The organism is uncultured Azonexus sp. (genome assembly GCF_937982035.1).
In the GTDB taxonomy this organism is placed as follows: Bacteria; Pseudomonadota; Gammaproteobacteria; order Burkholderiales; family Rhodocyclaceae; genus Azonexus.
On record NZ_CALJNI010000004.1, the window covers coordinates 205,494 to 221,576 of the forward strand.

General features: G+C 65.9%; 18 protein-coding genes. 11 read left to right on the forward strand and 7 right to left on the reverse strand.

Features of this window, described 5'->3' with window-relative positions:
• Nucleotides 1-11: 11 nt before the first annotated feature.
• Nucleotides 12-890: a DMT family transporter gene (locus Q0799_RS03695; RefSeq protein ID WP_298394373.1), complete on the reverse strand. Its 879-nt coding sequence runs from the start codon at nucleotides 888-890 to the stop codon at nucleotides 12-14.
• Between the two features lie 10 nt (nucleotides 891-900).
• On the reverse strand, nucleotides 901-2,088 hold the full coding sequence (locus tag Q0799_RS03700) for an MFS transporter (protein ID WP_298394375.1): 1,188 nt from the start codon (nucleotides 2,086-2,088) through the stop codon (nucleotides 901-903).
• Between the two features lie 100 nt (nucleotides 2,089-2,188).
• On the opposite strand from Q0799_RS03700, the gene Q0799_RS03705 reads away from it, so the two are divergent.
• On the forward strand, nucleotides 2,189-3,073 hold the full coding sequence (locus Q0799_RS03705; RefSeq protein ID WP_298394377.1) for a LysR family transcriptional regulator: 885 nt from the start codon (nucleotides 2,189-2,191) through the stop codon (nucleotides 3,071-3,073).
• 143 nt (nucleotides 3,074-3,216) lie between these two features.
• Nucleotides 3,217-4,395 carry a GGDEF domain-containing protein gene (locus tag Q0799_RS03710; protein ID WP_298394379.1) on the forward strand — a complete coding sequence of 393 codons (1,179 nt, stop codon included), beginning with the start codon at nucleotides 3,217-3,219 and terminating at the stop codon, nucleotides 4,393-4,395.
• A gap of 121 nt (nucleotides 4,396-4,516) precedes the next feature.
• Here the strand turns inward: Q0799_RS03710 and Q0799_RS03715 are convergent, their stop codons facing one another.
• The gene (locus Q0799_RS03715; protein ID WP_298394381.1) at nucleotides 4,517-6,109 is read right to left on the reverse strand and encodes a helicase HerA-like domain-containing protein; all 1,593 of its coding nucleotides are present in this window, start codon (nucleotides 6,107-6,109) and stop codon (nucleotides 4,517-4,519) included.
• Nucleotides 6,110-6,247: 138 nt separating this feature from the next.
• Here Q0799_RS03715 and Q0799_RS03720 point away from each other — a divergent pair, with 138 nt between their 5' ends.
• Both Q0799_RS03720 and Q0799_RS03725 read left to right on the forward strand, forming a co-directional pair.
• Entirely contained in the window at nucleotides 6,248-6,499 is a 252-nt protein-coding gene (locus Q0799_RS03720; RefSeq protein WP_028993781.1) for a type II toxin-antitoxin system Phd/YefM family antitoxin, read from the forward strand.
• On the forward strand, nucleotides 6,496-6,750 hold the full coding sequence (locus tag Q0799_RS03725; protein WP_028993780.1) for a Txe/YoeB family addiction module toxin: 255 nt from the start codon (nucleotides 6,496-6,498) through the stop codon (nucleotides 6,748-6,750). Before Q0799_RS03720 ends, Q0799_RS03725 begins: the two co-directional genes overlap by 4 nt.
• A gap of 43 nt (nucleotides 6,751-6,793) precedes the next feature.
• On the opposite strand, the gene Q0799_RS03730 is transcribed toward Q0799_RS03725, so the two are convergent.
• The 3 genes from Q0799_RS03730 to Q0799_RS03740 form a co-directional block, all read right to left on the reverse strand.
• Nucleotides 6,794-7,366: a hypothetical protein gene (locus tag Q0799_RS03730; protein WP_298394384.1), complete on the reverse strand. Its 573-nt coding sequence runs from the start codon at nucleotides 7,364-7,366 to the stop codon at nucleotides 6,794-6,796.
• A 353-nt stretch (nucleotides 7,367-7,719) separates the two neighbouring features.
• A complete protein-coding gene (locus Q0799_RS03735) occupies nucleotides 7,720-8,601 on the reverse strand; it encodes a pirin family protein (RefSeq protein WP_298394387.1) in 882 nt (293 codons plus the stop codon).
• Nucleotides 8,602-8,713: 112 nt separating this feature from the next.
• On the reverse strand, nucleotides 8,714-9,049 hold the full coding sequence (locus Q0799_RS03740; protein ID WP_298394389.1) for a hypothetical protein: 336 nt from the start codon (nucleotides 9,047-9,049) through the stop codon (nucleotides 8,714-8,716).
• 143 nt (nucleotides 9,050-9,192) lie between these two features.
• Between Q0799_RS03740 and Q0799_RS03745 the strand changes: the two genes are divergently transcribed.
• From Q0799_RS03745 to ruvB, 7 genes are read left to right on the forward strand one after another with little or no spacing between them, the layout of a single operon-like run.
• Nucleotides 9,193-9,918, forward strand: coding sequence for a YebC/PmpR family DNA-binding transcriptional regulator (locus tag Q0799_RS03745; RefSeq protein WP_028993777.1), 726 nt, complete (start codon nucleotides 9,193-9,195; stop codon nucleotides 9,916-9,918).
• Entirely contained in the window at nucleotides 9,915-10,439 is a 525-nt protein-coding gene (locus Q0799_RS03750; RefSeq protein WP_028993776.1) for a hypothetical protein, read from the forward strand. The genes Q0799_RS03745 and Q0799_RS03750 overlap by 4 nt, the downstream gene beginning before the upstream one ends.
• Nucleotides 10,440-10,445: 6 nt before the next feature.
• A complete protein-coding gene (locus Q0799_RS03755; protein ID WP_298394393.1) occupies nucleotides 10,446-11,300 on the forward strand; it encodes a DMT family transporter in 855 nt (284 codons plus the stop codon).
• Nucleotides 11,297-11,830: a crossover junction endodeoxyribonuclease RuvC gene (gene ruvC, locus Q0799_RS03760; protein ID WP_281981872.1), complete on the forward strand. Its 534-nt coding sequence runs from the start codon at nucleotides 11,297-11,299 to the stop codon at nucleotides 11,828-11,830. The genes Q0799_RS03755 and ruvC overlap by 4 nt, the downstream gene beginning before the upstream one ends.
• 34 nt (nucleotides 11,831-11,864) lie before the next feature.
• Nucleotides 11,865-12,443 carry a Holliday junction branch migration protein RuvA gene (gene ruvA / locus Q0799_RS03765; protein WP_298394397.1) on the forward strand — a complete coding sequence of 193 codons (579 nt, stop codon included), beginning with the start codon at nucleotides 11,865-11,867 and terminating at the stop codon, nucleotides 12,441-12,443.
• Entirely contained in the window at nucleotides 12,443-13,498 is a 1,056-nt protein-coding gene (locus Q0799_RS03770; protein ID WP_298394399.1) for an AI-2E family transporter, read from the forward strand. The genes ruvA and Q0799_RS03770 overlap by 1 nt, the downstream gene beginning before the upstream one ends.
• Nucleotides 13,495-14,553, forward strand: a complete 1,059-nt coding sequence (gene ruvB / locus Q0799_RS03775) for a Holliday junction branch migration DNA helicase RuvB (protein WP_298394401.1) — start codon at nucleotides 13,495-13,497, stop codon at nucleotides 14,551-14,553. Before Q0799_RS03770 ends, ruvB begins: the two co-directional genes overlap by 4 nt.
• Here ruvB and Q0799_RS03780 read toward each other — a convergent pair whose 3' ends face one another.
• Nucleotides 14,554-16,011: a sensor domain-containing diguanylate cyclase gene (locus tag Q0799_RS03780; protein WP_298394404.1), complete on the reverse strand. Its 1,458-nt coding sequence runs from the start codon at nucleotides 16,009-16,011 to the stop codon at nucleotides 14,554-14,556. It lies immediately after the preceding gene.
• Nucleotides 16,012-16,083 lie beyond the last annotated feature (72 nt).

The following is a 16,083-nucleotide window of genomic DNA, read 5'->3' on the forward strand; positions in this document are numbered from 1 at the left end:
ACCTGCGAGCGCTACTTTCGGCTGACCACGAGAATGCCGGCGACGACCAGCACGGCGCCGCCAAGTTGCGCCAGCGACACCGGTTCGTCGAGCAGCCACCAGCCGAAACCGATGGTCAGCATCGGCCCGACCATGCCGTACAGCGAGGTCCGTTCCGGCCCCAGGCGGCGGATCGCCGCACCGAGCGCGAACACCGGGATGACCGTCGAAAACACTGCCATCGCCAGGCTCCAGCCATAGACCGGCAGCGGCTGGACGATGGCGGCGAGCGGCTCGGTCAAGCCGAAATGCAGCAACGTGACGGCCGTCGACACCAGCATCGCCAGCGCCGAAAAACGCATCGCGCCGAGCCGGGCGATCATTGGCCCGCTGCCCGACAGGTAGATCGCATAAGCGACGCTGGAAGCGAACACCAGCGCGCCGCCGACCAGCACGTCGCGCGCATCGCCCAGGCCCAGGTCGTGGATGAAGGCGGCGCCGATGCCGGTGTAGCACAGCACCAGCGCCAGCAACTCGCGGCGGGTGAAGGCCTTGCCCTGGAACAGCACGCCGATGAGCAGGGTCAGCGTCGGGTAGGTGAACAGGATCAGCCGTTCCAGACCGGCCGAAATGTACTGCAAACCCCAGAAATCGAGGATGCTGGCACCGTAATAGCCGAGGCAGCCGAGGGCGATCACGCGCAGCCAGTCGCCGCCGCTCAGCGCCGCGCCGTCCTGCTGGCGGCGCAGACCGACCCACAGGAAGACCGGCAGCGCGAAAGCCATGCGCAACATCAGCAGGGTGATCGCATCGACGCCGTAGGGATAGGCGAGCTTGATGAAAATCGCCTTCAGCGAAAAGCCGAGCGCCGCGATCAAGGCGAGGCCGAGCCCGCCGGAAAGGGTATTCATGTCGGCGCCTTCAGTCGGCCGGCAGGCGCCGCAGGATCAGCGCGAGGCCGCAGACGGCCAGCGCGCAGCCGAGCATGGCGGCGATCACGCCGGGCCAGCCGGCATGGCTCCAGGCCCAGCCGGTGGCCGACCCGATCACGCTGCCGCCGAGGTAGTAGCTCGACAGGTAAAGCGCCGAGACAAAGCCGCGCCGCGCCCCGGCGCGATGGCCGACCCAGGCGCTGGCGACCGTATGCACGGCAAAGAAGCCGAAGGTGTACAGCGCCAGGCCGGCGATGATCAGCCACAGCGGCGGCGCCAGCGTGATGGCGATGCCGGCGGTCATCAGCACCGCCATCGCCAGCATGATGCGCGGCCGGCCGTGGCGCGCCACCTGCCGTCCGGCCCAGGCCGACGAATAGCTGCCGACCGCGTAGAGCAGGAAAACGCTGCCGATCAGGCTGGGCGACAGGTCGTACGGCGCCTGGCTGAGCAGGAAGGGCAGGAAGTTGTAGAGACCGACCAGCGTTCCCATGCCGACGAAAGCCGTGCAGAACAGCCAGGGCAGGCCGGGGTCGGCGTAAATGCGGCGAATGTCGGTGAATAGCGGGCCAATTTGCAGCGAACGCGGTTCGAAATTGCGCGCCGGTAGCAGCAGGCGCCAGCACACCAGCGCCCCCAGCAGGCCGATCAGGCTGACCGCGCTCAGGCCGACATGCCAGGAGCCGCACCAGTCGCTGACGGTGGCGGCGACCAGCCGGCCGGCCATGCCGCCGAGCGCATTGGCGCCGATGTACAGGCCCATGGCCCGCGCCCGCTCGCCCACCGGCAATTCCTCGCCGAGGTAGGCCATCGCCGCCGCCGGCACGCCGGCAACGCAAATGCCCAGCCCGGCCCGGGCCAGGACCAGCAGCCAGAAATCCGGCGCCCAGGCCGACGCCAGCGAGAACAGCCCGGCGCCGAGCAGGCCGACGCGGATCAGTTGCTCGCGCCCGTAACGGTCGGCGATCAGGCTCAGCGGAATCAGCAGCAGCGCCACCAGACCGGTGCCGGCGGTCACGCTCAGGCTGGCCTGCCCCGGCGTCACGGCGAAGGCGGCAGTCAGCTGCGGCAGCAGTGGTTGCGTGCCGTAAAGCAGCATGAAACAGGCGAAGCCGGCCAGCGACAGGGCCAGGGTGATGCGGGCATCGTGCGTGAGGGAGAAGCGGCGAGCGAACAAGGAAGTTTCCGTAACCAGGGGCGTGGCAGTGATTGAACGCCCTGGCGCTGCCGCTGGCAATTGGTATTATCGCAAGCAAGCATTCGATCAGGACGAAACCTTGCACTACGACCTTCCCGACTTGCGGCTCGTCGCCGCGATTGCCGACAGCGGCGCCCTGACCCGTGCCGCCGAGCGTGTGCACCTCGCTCCGTCGTCGGCCAGCCATCGCCTGAGCCAGCTCGAAGCCAGCCTCGGCGTGGCCCTCTTCGAACGCCATGCGCGCGGCCTGACGCCGACTGTCGCCGGCGAATCGCTGCTGCGCCATGCCCGCCAGGTATTCGCCCAGCTCGAACAGATGCACGCCGACCTCGCCCCTTACGCCAGCGGGCTGAACGCCCAGGTCACCGTGTTCGCCAACACCAACGCGATCAACTGCTTCCTGCCCGAAGACCTCGGCGACTTCCTGCGCGAGCATCCGCAGATCCGCGTCAGCCTGGAAGAACAGCCGAGCCCGGCCATCGTCGGCGCAGTTGCCGCCGGCCAGGTCGATATCGGCGTCGTTGCCGCCGAGGGCGATTTCGGCGGGCTGGCGGTCACGCCCTACCGGCGCGACCGCCTGGTGCTGATCGTCGCCGCCGAGCATCCGCTGGCCGGCCAGCGCGAAATCGCCTTTGCCGACGTGCTCAACGAAGCCTTCGTCTGCCTGCACGCCGGCAGCGCCATCCACACCTTCATGATGAACCATGCGGCACGCCTCGGCGGCCGGCTCGACGTGCGCATCCAGGTGCGCAGCTTCGCCGCCGTCTGCCGCATGGTTGCCGCCGGGGTCGGCATCGGCATGGTGCCGCGCTCGTCGGTCGCCGCCGCCGAACGCCTGAAGACGGTGGAGATCGCCGACGCCTGGGCACCGCGCGACCTCCACCTGTGCGTCCGCGAACGCGCCGCGCTCAGTCCGGCCGCGCGCGCGTTGTTCGACCACCTGGCGACGATGGGCGGCGGCTGAGGCCTCAGGCCGGCGTCAGCCAGTCGGCGTGGCGTAGGCGTGCAGACCCTCGAAGCAGCCGTAGCCGTGATGCAGGGTGTGTGCCCCTTGGTGTCGCGCCGGGGTGGCTCGTTTTCTGCTGCCGACACGGTTATCCTGTCACCATGATTTTCAACACTCCGACGATCTTCGCTTCGGTGGCGCTGGTGGCGCTGATCATGGCCGTCTGCCTGATCCTCGTCGGCCAGGAGCACAAACGCGACGGCATGCGTGCAGGCGGCGCCGGCCTGTTCGCGCACGCCCTCGCCTACTGCTGCTTCACGCTCTACGGTCAGGCGCCGCTGTGGCTGACCTACGGCGTCGGCAACACGCTGCTGGCCCTGGCGCTGGCCTGCTACGCCGCCAGCCTGTTGCGCATCCACGGGCAGCCGGTGCCGTGGAGCCGGATTTTCGTGTTGCCGGTATTGATGGCCGTGGCCCTGGCCGCGTTGATCGACACCCGCGAACCGCGCATGTTCGCCGCCTGCCTGGTGCTGATCCTGCAATGCCTGCTGATCATGGCCTGGACCTGGCGTTACGCCCGCCACGCCGGCCGTGCCCACCTGTTGCTGCTGCTCGGCGGCGGCATCAGCCTGATCGGCCTGCTCCTGCGCGTCGCCGCCATTGCCTCCGGCGCCGCCGCCGAACTGCCCTACGATGTCAGCAATCTGCGGCAGACGGTGTCGGTCAGCATCGGCACCGTCACCGTGATGATGTTCTCGCTCGGTCTGGTGCTGATGGCCAAGGAAAAGACCGAAACGGCATTGCGCGAGATGGCGCTGCGCGATGCGCTGACCGGCATCGCCAACCGCCGCGCGATCATCGAGGCCTGCGAGCGCGAAATCGAACGCGCGCGCCGGGTCGGCACGCAGCTATCGATCGCGCTGCTCGACATAGACCATTTCAAGCGCATCAACGACAGCCACGGCCATCTGGCCGGCGATGCCGTGCTCCGGCAGGCAGCCGGCTTGTTGCGCCAGCGTCTGCGCCAGTCCGACGAAGTCGGCCGTTACGGCGGCGAGGAATTCCTGGTGCTGCTCCCCGATACCGGTCGCGACGGCGCCCTGACCGTGATCGACAGCCTGCGCGGCGCGGTGGCCGCGCAGCCGGCGGCCTTCGGCGATCTACGCCTGCCCTATCGCTTCAGTGTCGGTCTGTGGTGTGGCGTGCCCGGTCCCGGCGATACCTCCGACAGCCTGATCGCGCACGCCGACGCGGCGCTGTACGAGGTCAAGGCCGCCGGGCGCGACGGCGTCAGCGTGGCGCCGGATCGGCGTGGGCTGCTCGTACCAGCCAGCGGATGAAATTCATCGCCGCCGGCCTTTCCTGGACCGACGGCGGCGCCACGACATAGAAGCTGCGGTCCGTGCGTCGGCTCGTCGCGCTTCAGCCCGGCAGCGGCGGCAGGTCGTTCATCGCCGGAGGTCAGCGCCGCCCGCCGAGAATCGATCCGAGCACGCCGCGCAGGATCTGCCGGCCGATTTCCCGGCCGACCGTCCCGGCAACCCCGCGCGCCGCACTCTTGGCGGCGGCTTCGATCACGCCCTCGCGGCGTCCGCCGCGCGGTCCGGTGGTGCCGCCGAGGATGCTGCCCAGGCTGCCGAACAGGCCGCCGTCGCTTTCGGCCGGGGCCGGTTCTGGGGCGGCGGCAGGTTGCGGACGCGGCGCGCTGGCCGGTCGGGCCGGTGCGCCGGGGGCGGCCGGTGCCGGAATTGCGCCCAGGCCGGTCTTCTTGGCGGCGGCTGGCTGGCCGCGCAGGATTTCGTAGGCCGACTCACGATCGACCGTCTCGCCGTAGGTGGCGAGCAGCGGCGAGGCTTCGATGTTGCCGCGCCGTTCGGCTTCGGTCAGCGGGCCGAGGCGCGACGCCGGCGGGAAGATGAACGCACGTTCGACGATGTTCGGCCGCCCCTTCTCGTCGAGGAAGGAGACCAGCGCCTCGCCGACGCCAAGTTCGGTGATGACTTCGGCGGCATTGAATTTCGGATTGGCGCGCATGGTCTGCGCGGCCGACTGCACCGCCTTCTGGTCGCGCGGCGTGAACGCGCGCAGCGCATGCTGGACGCGGTTGCCGAGCTGGCCGAGGATTTTTTCCGGGACATCGAGCGGGTTCTGGGTCACGAAAAACACGCCGACGCCCTTCGAGCGGATCAGCCGCACCACCTGCTCGACCTTGTCCACCAGCGCCGCCGGCGCACCGTCGAACAGCAGGTGCGCCTCGTCGAAGAAGAACACCAGCTTGGGCTGCTCCAGGTCGCCGGCTTCCGGCAACTGCTCGAACAATTCGGCCAGCAGCCAGAGCAGGAAGGTCGAATACAACGCCGGGGCGTGGATCAGCTTCTCGGCGGCGAGCACGTTGATGACGCCGCGGCCGTTGCTGTCGACCTGCATCAGGTCGTTGATGTCGAGCATCGGCTCGCCGAAGAAGACATCGCCGCCCTGCTCTTCCAGCGTCAGCAGGCCGCGCTGGATGGCGCCGATCGACGCCGTCGACACGTTGCCGTACTCGGTCTTGAACTGCGCTGCGTTATCGCCCACGTACTGGACCATCGCCCGCAGATCCTTGAGATCGAGCAGCAGCAGGCCCTGGTCGTCGGCGATCTTGAACACCAGCTGCAGCACGCCGGCCTGGGTGTCGTTGAGGTTGAGCAGGCGCGCCAGCAGCAGCGGCCCCATGTCGGAAATGGTCGCCCGCACCGGAATGCCGTTCTCGCCGAACACATCCCAGAACGCCACGGTGTTGGCGTAATTGGCATAGCCCTCCAGGCCCAGCTCGTCGATGCGTTTCTGCAGCTTCGGCGACACCGTACCGGCCGCGCCCATGCCCGACAGGTCGCCCTTCACGTCAGCCATGAACACCGGCACGCCGATGTAAGACAGGCGCTCGGCCAGCGTTTGCAGCGTCACCGTTTTGCCGGTCCCGGTCGCCCCGGTGATCAGGCCGTGGCGATTGGTCATCTGCGGCAGCAGCGCGGGAAAATCGTCGGCGGACTTGGCCAGGTAGAGCGGTTCGGACATGGTACGGTGACTCCGGAAAGGATCAGATGGCGGCATTCTAGCGCTGCGGCGGCGGGCTGGTGTTAAGGAGGGTAAAGCGGGGCTGGACAATAGGTGGTGAGATATGTACATTAAGACGTACATGTACGGAGGCTTGAAATGGATGCAATGACCTACACCACGCTGCGCGCGAATCTCGCCAGCACCATGGATCGCGTTTGTGACGACCACGAAGCCCTGATCATCACCCGAAACGGCGACCAAGCCGTGGTCATGCTGTCGCTCGAAGACTACAAGGCGCTGGAGGAAACCGCCTACCTCCTGCGCACCCCGGCCAACGCCAAACGACTGCTCTCGGCTGCCGCGCAACTGAATGCCGGCAAAGGCACGGAACGGGAACTCGCCGCGTGAAGCTGGTCTTCGCCGACGAGGCATGGGAGGACTATCTCTACTGGCAGAAGCAGGACAGACGCATGGTCGAACGGATCAATAAACTGATCCGCGAAACGCAGCGCGACCCCTTTGCCGGGGTGGGAAAGCCGGAAGCGCTGAAACATGCGCTGTCCGGGTTCTGGTCACGGCGGATAACCGATGAACACCGCATGGTTTATCGGGTGGAAGGGGATGCGCTGTTGATTGCGCAGTTGCGGTTTCACTATTGAGGCGATAGAGGCTTGAGTTAAGCCGGTGTTGGCTTCTCTCGCCTCATGATGTACGAACCAAGCCACTCATTACTGCCGCAGCTAAGCCAACGATGACGAATGGGGCCAAAAGGCTAACGAACCAGAGGATTCTGGCTGCACCACCAACGCGCCAGTATGCGAATGATGTAGCAAAGGCACTACCGAGAAATAGGCCCAAAGCTCCGTCACCCTCTAACTCTCGAGCCGTGGAATGAAATAGAGCCGCAATTCCAATGGCTGCACCAACATAATTTGTCATTGCATTCAGTGCAACCGATCGGGCTTCCGCACTCGGTAATGCAAACTTAGCTACCCGCAGGTTGGCCCCCAGATAGATAGCCGTCAGTATGAGCAAGTGTGAAAGGCCGTCTGGAACATGAACGAACAACCGCTCCAACAACCATTGAAGCTGGCCGGCGATGTACGTCTGATAGAAGGAAACAGCGTCGCTAACAAAGCCTTTCCAGCGAAATATAGTTTCCGACAAACTGGCGATTGAGCCAGAAGCTAGGAAAGCCGAGAGTGCCAAGTATGTCTTTATCTGCCAAGATGACTGCCGCCAGACTCTGGCAACCTCATGGAAATCGCCCTTCAACCCCATTCTTCGGTTCCCCTATGTTGCCGATTTGTGGCTACGAAAATCATTGGTTGAATATGAGAAAAGGGTTCTAGCGTGCCCTAAGGCACTGTGCCACATGTTTTAGTCGAACGAGAGCTGCTCTGGTTTCGAGCGGGATTGGCCCGCATTTCTCCGGGGATGGATGGCGCATAAATACGGCACTTTTCTAGGGTAGGCGGCGTGTCTGCCTGATATTCCGGTCGTTTGCCGTATACGCTGCTCATCATCGCGCCTAGTCCCCTGTTGCGCCTGTTGCAAATCATTTGTCACAGGCGGTCAGCATAACGAGCGGGCGATTTGATGTCGAGTGGATGTTGTTGTCGCTGAGTTCAGCCCCAGCCTGCCGGCAGTGTCGGTGGCATCAGGCGCGGTGCGCTGCCATCGCCGACTGGTCCGAAGCGCGGGTTGCCGTTTTCCCACTGCCGTTGTGCTTCGGCGATGCTGGCGCGGTCGCCAGCGACGAAGTTCCACCACATCTGGAGCGGTGCCGTGAACGGTTCGCCGCCGAGCAGCAGGACTTTGCTGCCGGCGGGCAGCTTGAGTTGCAGGTGGTCGCGGCCGGGTTCGAGGTAGAGGAATTCGTCGCTGCCCAGGGTTTCGCCGGCGGCGGTGATTTGGCCGAGCAGGGGGAGCAGGCCGTATTCGAATTCGGTTTGCAGCGGCAGGTCGAGTGTCGCGTCGGCGGTGGCGGCGATGTCCAGGCCGAGCAGCGGGGTGTGGATGCGGGTGGGGGCGCGCTTGTTCTGGTAATCGCCGGCGAGCAGCGTGAACTGGGCGCCGTCGGTGGTCCAGGTTGGCAGGTCGGGGTAGTGGGCGAAGTCGGGCGGGCAGTCGCGTTGTTCGGGCGGCAGGGCGATCCACAGTTGGGCGGCGTGCAGGTGCTGGCCGGGTTGCGGGGAGTCTTCGGTGTGGGCGATGCCGTGGCCGGCAGTCATCAGGTTGACCTGGCCGGGGCGGATCAGTTGTTCGTTGCCCAGGCTGTCGCGGTGCAGGATTTCGCCGGCCACCGGCCAGGTGAAGGTTTGCAGGCCGATGTGCGGGTGGGCGCCGACATGCAGGCCGGCGTCCGGGGCGAAGTCGATCGGGCCGATGTGGTCGAGGAAGCACCAGGCGCCGACCATGCGCCGATGGCGGGTGGGCAGGGCGCGGCGGATGCTCAGGCCGGCGCCGAGTTCGGTTTCGCGGGTGGCGATGCGCTGGATGGCGGACATGGTTTCCCTTTCTGGCGGATGTTGGCGTCAGCCTGCCACAGGTGGTGGCGAAAGGGGAATCGGCGATTGCCGGGGGCGCCGGCTTGTCTGCTTTGCGACAAGCCGGCGCGTTTCAGTCCGCCTTGTTGTGGGCGGCGCTGAGGACTTCGGAGACGTATTCGCCGCGCGCGGTTGAGTTGTTCTCCTGCCGGTTGGCGGCGCACCAGGCGGCGAAGGCGGCGGGGTCGATCTGGCATTCCAGGGCCATCACGCCGGAGCGCTGGAAATTGCGGCGGGCCGCCACGGCCATGGTTTTCCATTTGTCGAAGCTGTCTTCGAAGCATTCCGGATCGGTGGCCGTTGCCTTGACCGCGGCCCAGCTTTCCGGGGTGTACCAGGTCACGCCGATGACCAGTTGCTGGCTGCGCCGTTTGGCTTTCAGGCTTTGGTAGAGGGTGGGTTTTCGCATCGGGCTTGTCGTTTCGGGCGGGAAAAAAGGGTTTCGAAGCAACAAGCAGACCCGCCAGGCGGGTCAATGCACGCCGGCCTGACGGGAAAACGCCGGACGGGTAAAATCTCGCCTTCTTCGTTATTCGCATTCAGGAAAAGAGCATGGCAGGTCATTCCAAGTGGGCCAACATCCAGCACCGTAAAGGTCGTCAGGACGAAAAGCGTGGTGCGGCTTTCTCCAAGATCGCCAAGGAAATCACCGTGGCGGCCAAGATGGGCGGGGGTGATCCCGGCTTCAATCCGCGTCTGCGCGTTGCGGTCGACAAGGCCAAGGGCGTGAACATGCCCAAGGACAAGATCGATACTGCCATCAAGAAAGGTACCGGCGAGCTCGAAGGCGTCGATTACGTCGAGGTCCGCTACGAGGGCTACGGCATCGGCGGCGCGGCGATCATGGTTGACTGCCTGACCGACAACAAGACCCGCACCGTGGCCGAAGTGCGCCATGCCTTCAACAAGTACGGCGGCAACATGGGCACCGACGGTTGCGTGGCCTTCCAGTTCAAGCACTGCGGCCAGATGCTGTTCGCCCCGGGCACCGACGAAGCGGCGCTGATGGATGCCGCCATCGAGGCCGGCGCCGAGGACGTGGCGACCAACGACGACGGTTCGATCGAAGTCATCACCGCAGCTGCCGACTATGTTGCCGTCAAGGACGCGCTCGAAGCCGCCGGGTTCACGCCGGAATTCGGCGAAGTGACGATGAAGCCGGAAGGCGAGAACGTGTTCACGGGCGACGACGCGGTGAAGATGCAGAAGCTGCTCGACGCGCTCGAAGGCCTGGACGACGTCCAGGAAATCTACACCACGGCGGTCATCGAGGAGTGACCGCCAGCCGGCCACCGGAGCTGCCCGCGATCATCGACATCGAAGCCTCGGGCTTCGGTGCGGGCAGCTACCCGATCGAGGTCGGCTATTACCTGCCGGGCGGCGAGATGTATTGCTCGCTGATCCGGCCGGAACCCGGCTGGACCCACTGGGACAGCGGCGCCGAGAAGGTGCACGGCGTCAGCCGGGAAATTCTGCAGCAGCATGGCAAGCCGGCCGCCGAGGTGGCCGGCCACCTGAACCAGAAATTTCGCGGCCAGACGCTCTACAGCGACGCCTGGGGCGCCGACTACGCCTGGCTCGGCCGGCTTTACGACGCGGTCGATCTGGTGCCCAGCTTCCGCCTCAAGGACCTGCGCGAAATCCTCGGCGACTGCGAAATGACCAACTGGCACGCCACCCGCGCGGCCGTCGAACTGCGCCTGCAACTGCGCCGCCACCGCGCCAGCGGCGATGCGCGCACCCTGTTCGAAACCTTTGCTGAAACGCGCAAGCGCTGCCGGCCGGACTGGAACATCTGAGCCGCGATGCAGCGCGCCTATCCCCTGCTCTTCGTCTTCCTGTGGAGTACCGGTTTCATCGGTGCCAAGTTCGGCCTGCCCTACGCCGAACCGCTGTCTTTTCTGCTCACCCGCTACGGGCTGGTGATCGGCCTGATGCTGGCGATTGCGCTGATCATGCGCGCGCCGTGGCCGAAAGACCCGGCGCAGTGGCTGCACATCGGCGTTTCCGGCGTGCTCGTGCATGCCTTCTATCTCGGCGGCGTCTTCGTCGCCATCGCCCACGGCCTGCCGGCCGGGATCACCGCGCTGGTCGTCGGCATGCAGCCCTTGCTGACGGCGTGCAGCGCCGGCTGGTTGCTCGGCGAGAAAGTGAGCGCTCGCCAGTGGGGCGGGCTGGCGCTCGGTTTCGTCGGCGTCGGTCTGGTCGTTTCCGGCAAGTTCGGCGATGCCGCGCTCGGGCCGATGCTGTGGCCGGCCGTCGTCGCGCTGCTGGCGATCACCGCCGGCACGCTCTACCAGAAACGTTTCTGCGCCCGTTTCGACCTGCGCACCGGTTCGGTCATCCAGTTCGTGCCGACAGCCATCGTGACGGCCATCGCCGTTGCGCTGTTCGAGGATTACCGCATCGACTGGAGCGGCGAATTCCTGTTCGCGCTCGGCTGGCTGGTGCTGGTCCTGTCGCTCGGCGCGATCAGCCTGCTCAACCTGCTGATCCGCAGCGGCAGCGCGGTCAATGTCGCCAGCCTGTTCTACCTGACGCCGCCGACGACGGCGCTGATCGCCTGGGCGGTGTTCGGCGAGACGCTGGCGCCGGTCGCGGTGGTCGGCATGGCCGTCGCGGTGGCTGGTGTGTATTTGGTGGCGAGGCCGGCGAAATGAGCGGCGTGCGCATCCTCGGCATCGACCCCGGCCTGCGCGTGACCGGCTTTGGCGTCATCGAGAAACACGGCAACCAGCTGATCTATGTCGCCAGCGGCTGCATCAAGTCGAACGACAAGCAGTCGCTGCCGGAGCGCATCGGCACGCTGTTTGCCGGCATTGGTGAGGTGATCGCGACCTACCGGCCGGACCAGTCGGCAATCGAGAAGGTGTTCGTGAACGTCAATCCGCAGTCCACGCTGCTGCTCGGCCAGGCGCGCGGGGCGGCGATGTCGGCGCTGGTGCATGGTGGCCTGCCGGTCGCCGAATACACCGCGCTGCAGGTCAAGCAGGCGGTGGTCGGGCACGGCAAGGCGGCCAAGGAGCAGGTGCAGGAGATGGTCGTCCGCCTCTTGAACTTGCCCGGCGCACCGACGGCGGATGCCGCCGACGCGCTCGCCTGCGCGATTGCCCACGCGCACGGCGGACAGGGTTTGGGGGCGCTGGCGACGGCGGGGTATCGCGTTCGCGGCGGGCGGCTGATAGGATGAGAACCTGTTTGGACATACAGTATCGGATTGCCCCATGATTGGAAGACTCACCGGCTTCGTCGTCGAAAAGAACCCGCCGCAGATCGTGCTTGACGTAAACGGCGTCGGCTACGAGCTGGACGTGCCGATGAGCACCTTCTACAACCTGCCCTCGGTCGGCGAAAAGGTGACGCTGCTGACCCATTTCGCGGTGCGCGAGGACGGGCATTTCCTCTACGGTTTCCTCGGCGAGGCCGAGCGCTTCGCCTTCCGCCAGTTGCTCAAGGTCTCCGGGATCGGCGCCCGCACGGCGCTGTCGGTGCTTTCCGGGCTGTCGGTCAATGATCTGGCGGCGGCCGTCGCGCAGCAGGAGCTGGGGCGCCTGATCAAGGTGCCCGGGATCGGCAAGAAGACCGCCGAGCGCCTGTTGCTTGAACTCAAGGGCAAGCTGGCCGATGCCACCGGGGTGACGCTGAACATCGCCGTCGACGACGCCCGCGCCGACATTTCCAACGCGCTGCTGGCGCTCGGCTACAACGAGAAGGAAGCCGCCGCCGCGATGAAGCAGTTGCCGGCCGACGTCGGCACCTCCGACGGCATCCGCCAGGCGCTCAAACTGTTGTCCAAGGCCTGATGCTGAACGACAGCGATACCCGGCGACTGGCGCAGATTGCGCTGGTGGTGCTGCTGATTGTCGGCTGCATCGCCGTGCTGCTGCCTTTCGTCGGCGCGCTGCTGTTCGCGCTGATCATCTGGGTGTGCAGTTGGGAGAGTTACCGCGATCACCTGCTGCCGCGCCTGGGTGGGCGCGATTCGCTGGGCGCTTCGCTGATGGTCGTGCTGCTAATCGTCGTCCTGCTGGTGCCGACGATCTTCCTGGCCGGTGCGCTGGTCAGCGGCGCCGATCATGTGATCGAGCTGGTCCGGCCCTATTTCGAGGAAGGCCTGCCGGCCGAGCCGCCGGCGTGGTTTGCCGGCATTCCGCTGTTTGCCGACGAGATCATCGATTTCTGGCACGAGGTGGCGAGCAGCCGCGAAGCGCTCAACGCCCTGCTCGTCCAGGGCATCGCGCCGGCCCGGGAACTCCTGCTGGCGGCCGGCGCGGTTGCCGCCAACGGCATGCTGCAACTGGCGCTGGTGCTGTTCGTGGTGTTCTTCCTCTACCGTGACGGCGAGGTCGTTGCCAAGGCGCTGTACGGCGGTGCCCGCAAGCTCGGCGGCGAACTCGGCGAAGGCCTGGTCGACAAGGCGCGCGGCACGGTTTTCGGGGTCATGCTCGGCATCGTCGGCACGGCGGCGGCACAAGGCTCGGTGGCGATGATCGGTTTCTTCATCGCCGGGGCGCCGGCGCCGGTCTTGCTCGGCTTTGCCACCTTCTTCCTGTCGATGATCCCGGTCGGCCCGCCGCTGGTCTGGGGCGGCGCGGCGCTGTGGCTGTACGGCGACGGCCAGACCGGCTGGGCCATTTTCATGGCGCTTTACGGTCTGTTCATCATCAGCAGCATCGACAACGTCGTCAAACCGCTGCTCATGGCGCGCGGCGCCGGGCTGTCGGTGCTCATCGTCGCCCTGGGGGTGTTCGGCGGCGTGCTGGTGTTCGGCTTCATCGGCATCTTTCTCGGGCCGGTGCTGCTGGCGCTCGGCCACATGCTCCTGACCCGCTGGTTGCGCGAGGAATCTCCATCATGATCGAAACCGACAAGCTTGCGCCGCTGGAGCGCATCATCGCGCCGCAGAGCAAATCGGCGCAGGAAGAAGCGCTGGAACGCGCGCTGCGCCCGAAGCGGCTGGCCGATTACACCGGTCAGCAGAAAATTCGCGAGCAACTGGAAATCTTCATCCAGGCCGCCCGCAACCGCAGCGAATCGCTCGACCATGTGCTGCTGTTCGGCCCGCCCGGCCTGGGCAAGACGACGCTGGCGCACATCGTTGCCGCCGAAATGGGCGTCAACCTGCGCCAGACTTCCGGCCCGGTGCTCGAACGCGCCGGCGATCTGGCGGCGATCCTGACCAATCTCGAACCGCACGACGTGCTGTTCATCGACGAAATCCACCGCCTGTCACCCGTCGTCGAGGAAATCCTCTACCCGGCGCTGGAGGATTTCCAGATCGACATCATGATCGGCGAAGGCCCGGCGGCGCGTTCGGTCAAGCTCGACCTGCCGCCGTTCACGCTGGTCGGCGCGACCACCCGCGCCGGCATGCTGACCAATCCGCTGCGCGACCGCTTCGGCATCGTTGCCCGCCTGGAGTTCTACAACGCCGAGGAATTGCAGAGCATCGTCACCCGTTCGGCGACGCTCCTGAACGCGCCGATCGATCCGGCCGGTGCGCTGGAAATCGCCAGGCGCTCGCGCGGCACGCCGCGTATCGCCAACCGCCTGTTGCGCCGGGTGCGCGACTACGCCGAAGTGAAGGGCGACGGCAGCATCGGCCGCGACATTGCCGACCGGGCGCTGCACATGCTCGACGTCGATCCGGCCGGTCTCGACCTGATGGACCGCAAGCTGCTGCACGCCGTCATCGACAAGTTCGGTGGTGGTCCGGTCGGTGTGGACAATCTGGCGGCGGCCATCGGCGAAGCGCGCGACACGATCGAGGATGTGCTCGAACCCTACCTGATCCAGCAGGGTTACCTGCAACGGACCTTGCGCGGGCGGATTGCCACGCCGGCCATCTACCGCCATCTCGGCCTGGCCGAACCGCCTGGCGCGGCGGCGCGCGACCTGCTCTCCGACGTCTGATCAGCCCAGTGGCGGGGCCGCCGAGACCTGGTTGCGGCCGGCCCGCTTGGCCGCATACAGCGCATCGTCGGCCCGGCTGATGGCGTGGTCGGCGGTTTCGTTGTCGTCGAGTTCGCTGACGCCCAGGCTCAGGGTGATGCGGATGGTCGGTTCGCCCGGCGCCAGCTGGGTGCTGGCAATGGCGTGACGCAGCTTCTCGGCGACGGCGAGCGCTTCGTTGAGCGGGCAGCCCGGCAGGACCATCAGGAACTCTTCCCCACCCCAGCGGACGGCAAAATCGGCCTCGCGCAGCGTTGCGCTGAGGCGTTGGGCGATGTTGCTCAGCACCTCGTCGCCGATGCGGTGGCCGTGGCGGTCGTTGATGTCCTTGAAATGATCGATGTCGGCGAGCAGGAAGCTGATCGGACGCGGCGCCCGGCGATTGTTGGCCAGCAGCTTGTCGATCAGGATGCCGAAGGCGTGGCGGTTGAGCAGGCCGGTCAGCTTGTCGGTCGATGCCATCTTCTCGATCCGCGACTGGTAGCTGCCCAGCGTCAGGTAGGCGAGGAAGGTGACGATCAACGTCACCACCATGCTGATCACCAGATTGACGTAGAGGGTCTTGCGGATGCCGGCGAGCGCGACATCCTCGTTCTGTTCGACGAACAGGTACCACTTCAGCTCGGGCAGGTAATTGACGTTGAGGATGTGGTTGTCGCCGCCGTCCTCGAACTGGTAGAAGCCGGTGCGCTCGAGCAGGATGCGTTCGAGCTGTTGCGCCAGTCCGGGGCGCTGGCGCAAGTCCGGGGCGGTTTCGCCACCGTGGACGACAACCTTGCCGGTGGCGTCGGTGAAATAGATGGTGCGCTGGAAGCGCGCCTGGTAGTCGCGGATCAGCCGGCGCACCGAGTCCACGGTCAGGCCGATGCCGGTGGCGCCGATGTAGCGCTGGTCGAAATCGAAGACCCGGTAGTTGATGAAGATGGTCAGTGCGTCGCGGTTGGCGAGATCGGGGTCGACGTTGATCTCGTAATCGTCGTGCAACTTGCGCACCCGGTAATACCAGGCGTCGCGCGGCTCGTCCTCGCGCACCTGCTTGAGTATGCCTTCGCCGGTGTAGTAATTGCTGCTGTAGTCGGAAACGAAGAAACTGCTGAAGGCGCCGTGGCGCTGCCTGATTTCGGCCAGGTAGCGCGACATCTCGCTGACTTCGTTTTCGCCGCGCAGGACCCAGTCGCGCAGGAAGGTATCGTGGGCCATGGTCGAGGAAATCAGCACCGGCCGGACCAGATCCTTCTGGATTTCCGAGTAAATGTTGCTTGAGGTCAGCGGCAGGTCCTGGCCGATGATGGCGCTGCGGATCGCCTCTTTGGAAACGAAATAGCCGAACAGTGTGGTTGCGAAGAAACCGCTGCTGAGCAGCAGGCCGAGCAGCAGGATCAGGCTGCGGCGATCGAAGATGCGGATGGACCGGGTCATGTGGCGATTATGCGGTAGCCCGGCAGCGAAAGCCAGTCACCCAATTTGGCAAAAGGAAACAGGCCGTTACAC

Excerpts from the sequence above, each read along its gene's own strand:
- Q0799_RS03695 (WP_298394373.1), bottom strand. The coding sequence starts at position 890 with ATGAATACCCTTTCCGGCGGGCTCGGCCTCGCCTTGATCGCGGCGCTC.
- Q0799_RS03710 (WP_298394379.1), top strand. The coding sequence starts at position 3,217 with ATGATTTTCAACACTCCGACGATCTTCGCTTCGGTGGCGCTGGTGGCG.
- Q0799_RS03715 (WP_298394381.1), bottom strand. The coding sequence starts at position 6,109 with ATGTCCGAACCGCTCTACCTGGCCAAGTCCGCCGACGATTTTCCCGCG.
- Q0799_RS03720 (WP_028993781.1), top strand. The coding sequence starts at position 6,248 with ATGGATGCAATGACCTACACCACGCTGCGCGCGAATCTCGCCAGCACC.
- Q0799_RS03735 (WP_298394387.1), bottom strand. The coding sequence starts at position 8,601 with ATGTCCGCCATCCAGCGCATCGCCACCCGCGAAACCGAACTCGGCGCC.
- Q0799_RS03740 (WP_298394389.1), bottom strand. The coding sequence starts at position 9,049 with ATGCGAAAACCCACCCTCTACCAAAGCCTGAAAGCCAAACGGCGCAGC.
- Q0799_RS03745 (WP_028993777.1), top strand. The coding sequence starts at position 9,193 with ATGGCAGGTCATTCCAAGTGGGCCAACATCCAGCACCGTAAAGGTCGT.
- Q0799_RS03755 (WP_298394393.1), top strand. The coding sequence starts at position 10,446 with ATGCAGCGCGCCTATCCCCTGCTCTTCGTCTTCCTGTGGAGTACCGGT.
- ruvC (WP_281981872.1), top strand. The coding sequence starts at position 11,297 with ATGAGCGGCGTGCGCATCCTCGGCATCGACCCCGGCCTGCGCGTGACC.
- ruvA (WP_298394397.1), top strand. The coding sequence starts at position 11,865 with ATGATTGGAAGACTCACCGGCTTCGTCGTCGAAAAGAACCCGCCGCAG.
- Q0799_RS03770 (WP_298394399.1), top strand. The coding sequence starts at position 12,443 with ATGCTGAACGACAGCGATACCCGGCGACTGGCGCAGATTGCGCTGGTG.
- ruvB (WP_298394401.1), top strand. The coding sequence starts at position 13,495 with ATGATCGAAACCGACAAGCTTGCGCCGCTGGAGCGCATCATCGCGCCG.
- Q0799_RS03780 (WP_298394404.1), bottom strand. The coding sequence starts at position 16,011 with ATGACCCGGTCCATCCGCATCTTCGATCGCCGCAGCCTGATCCTGCTG.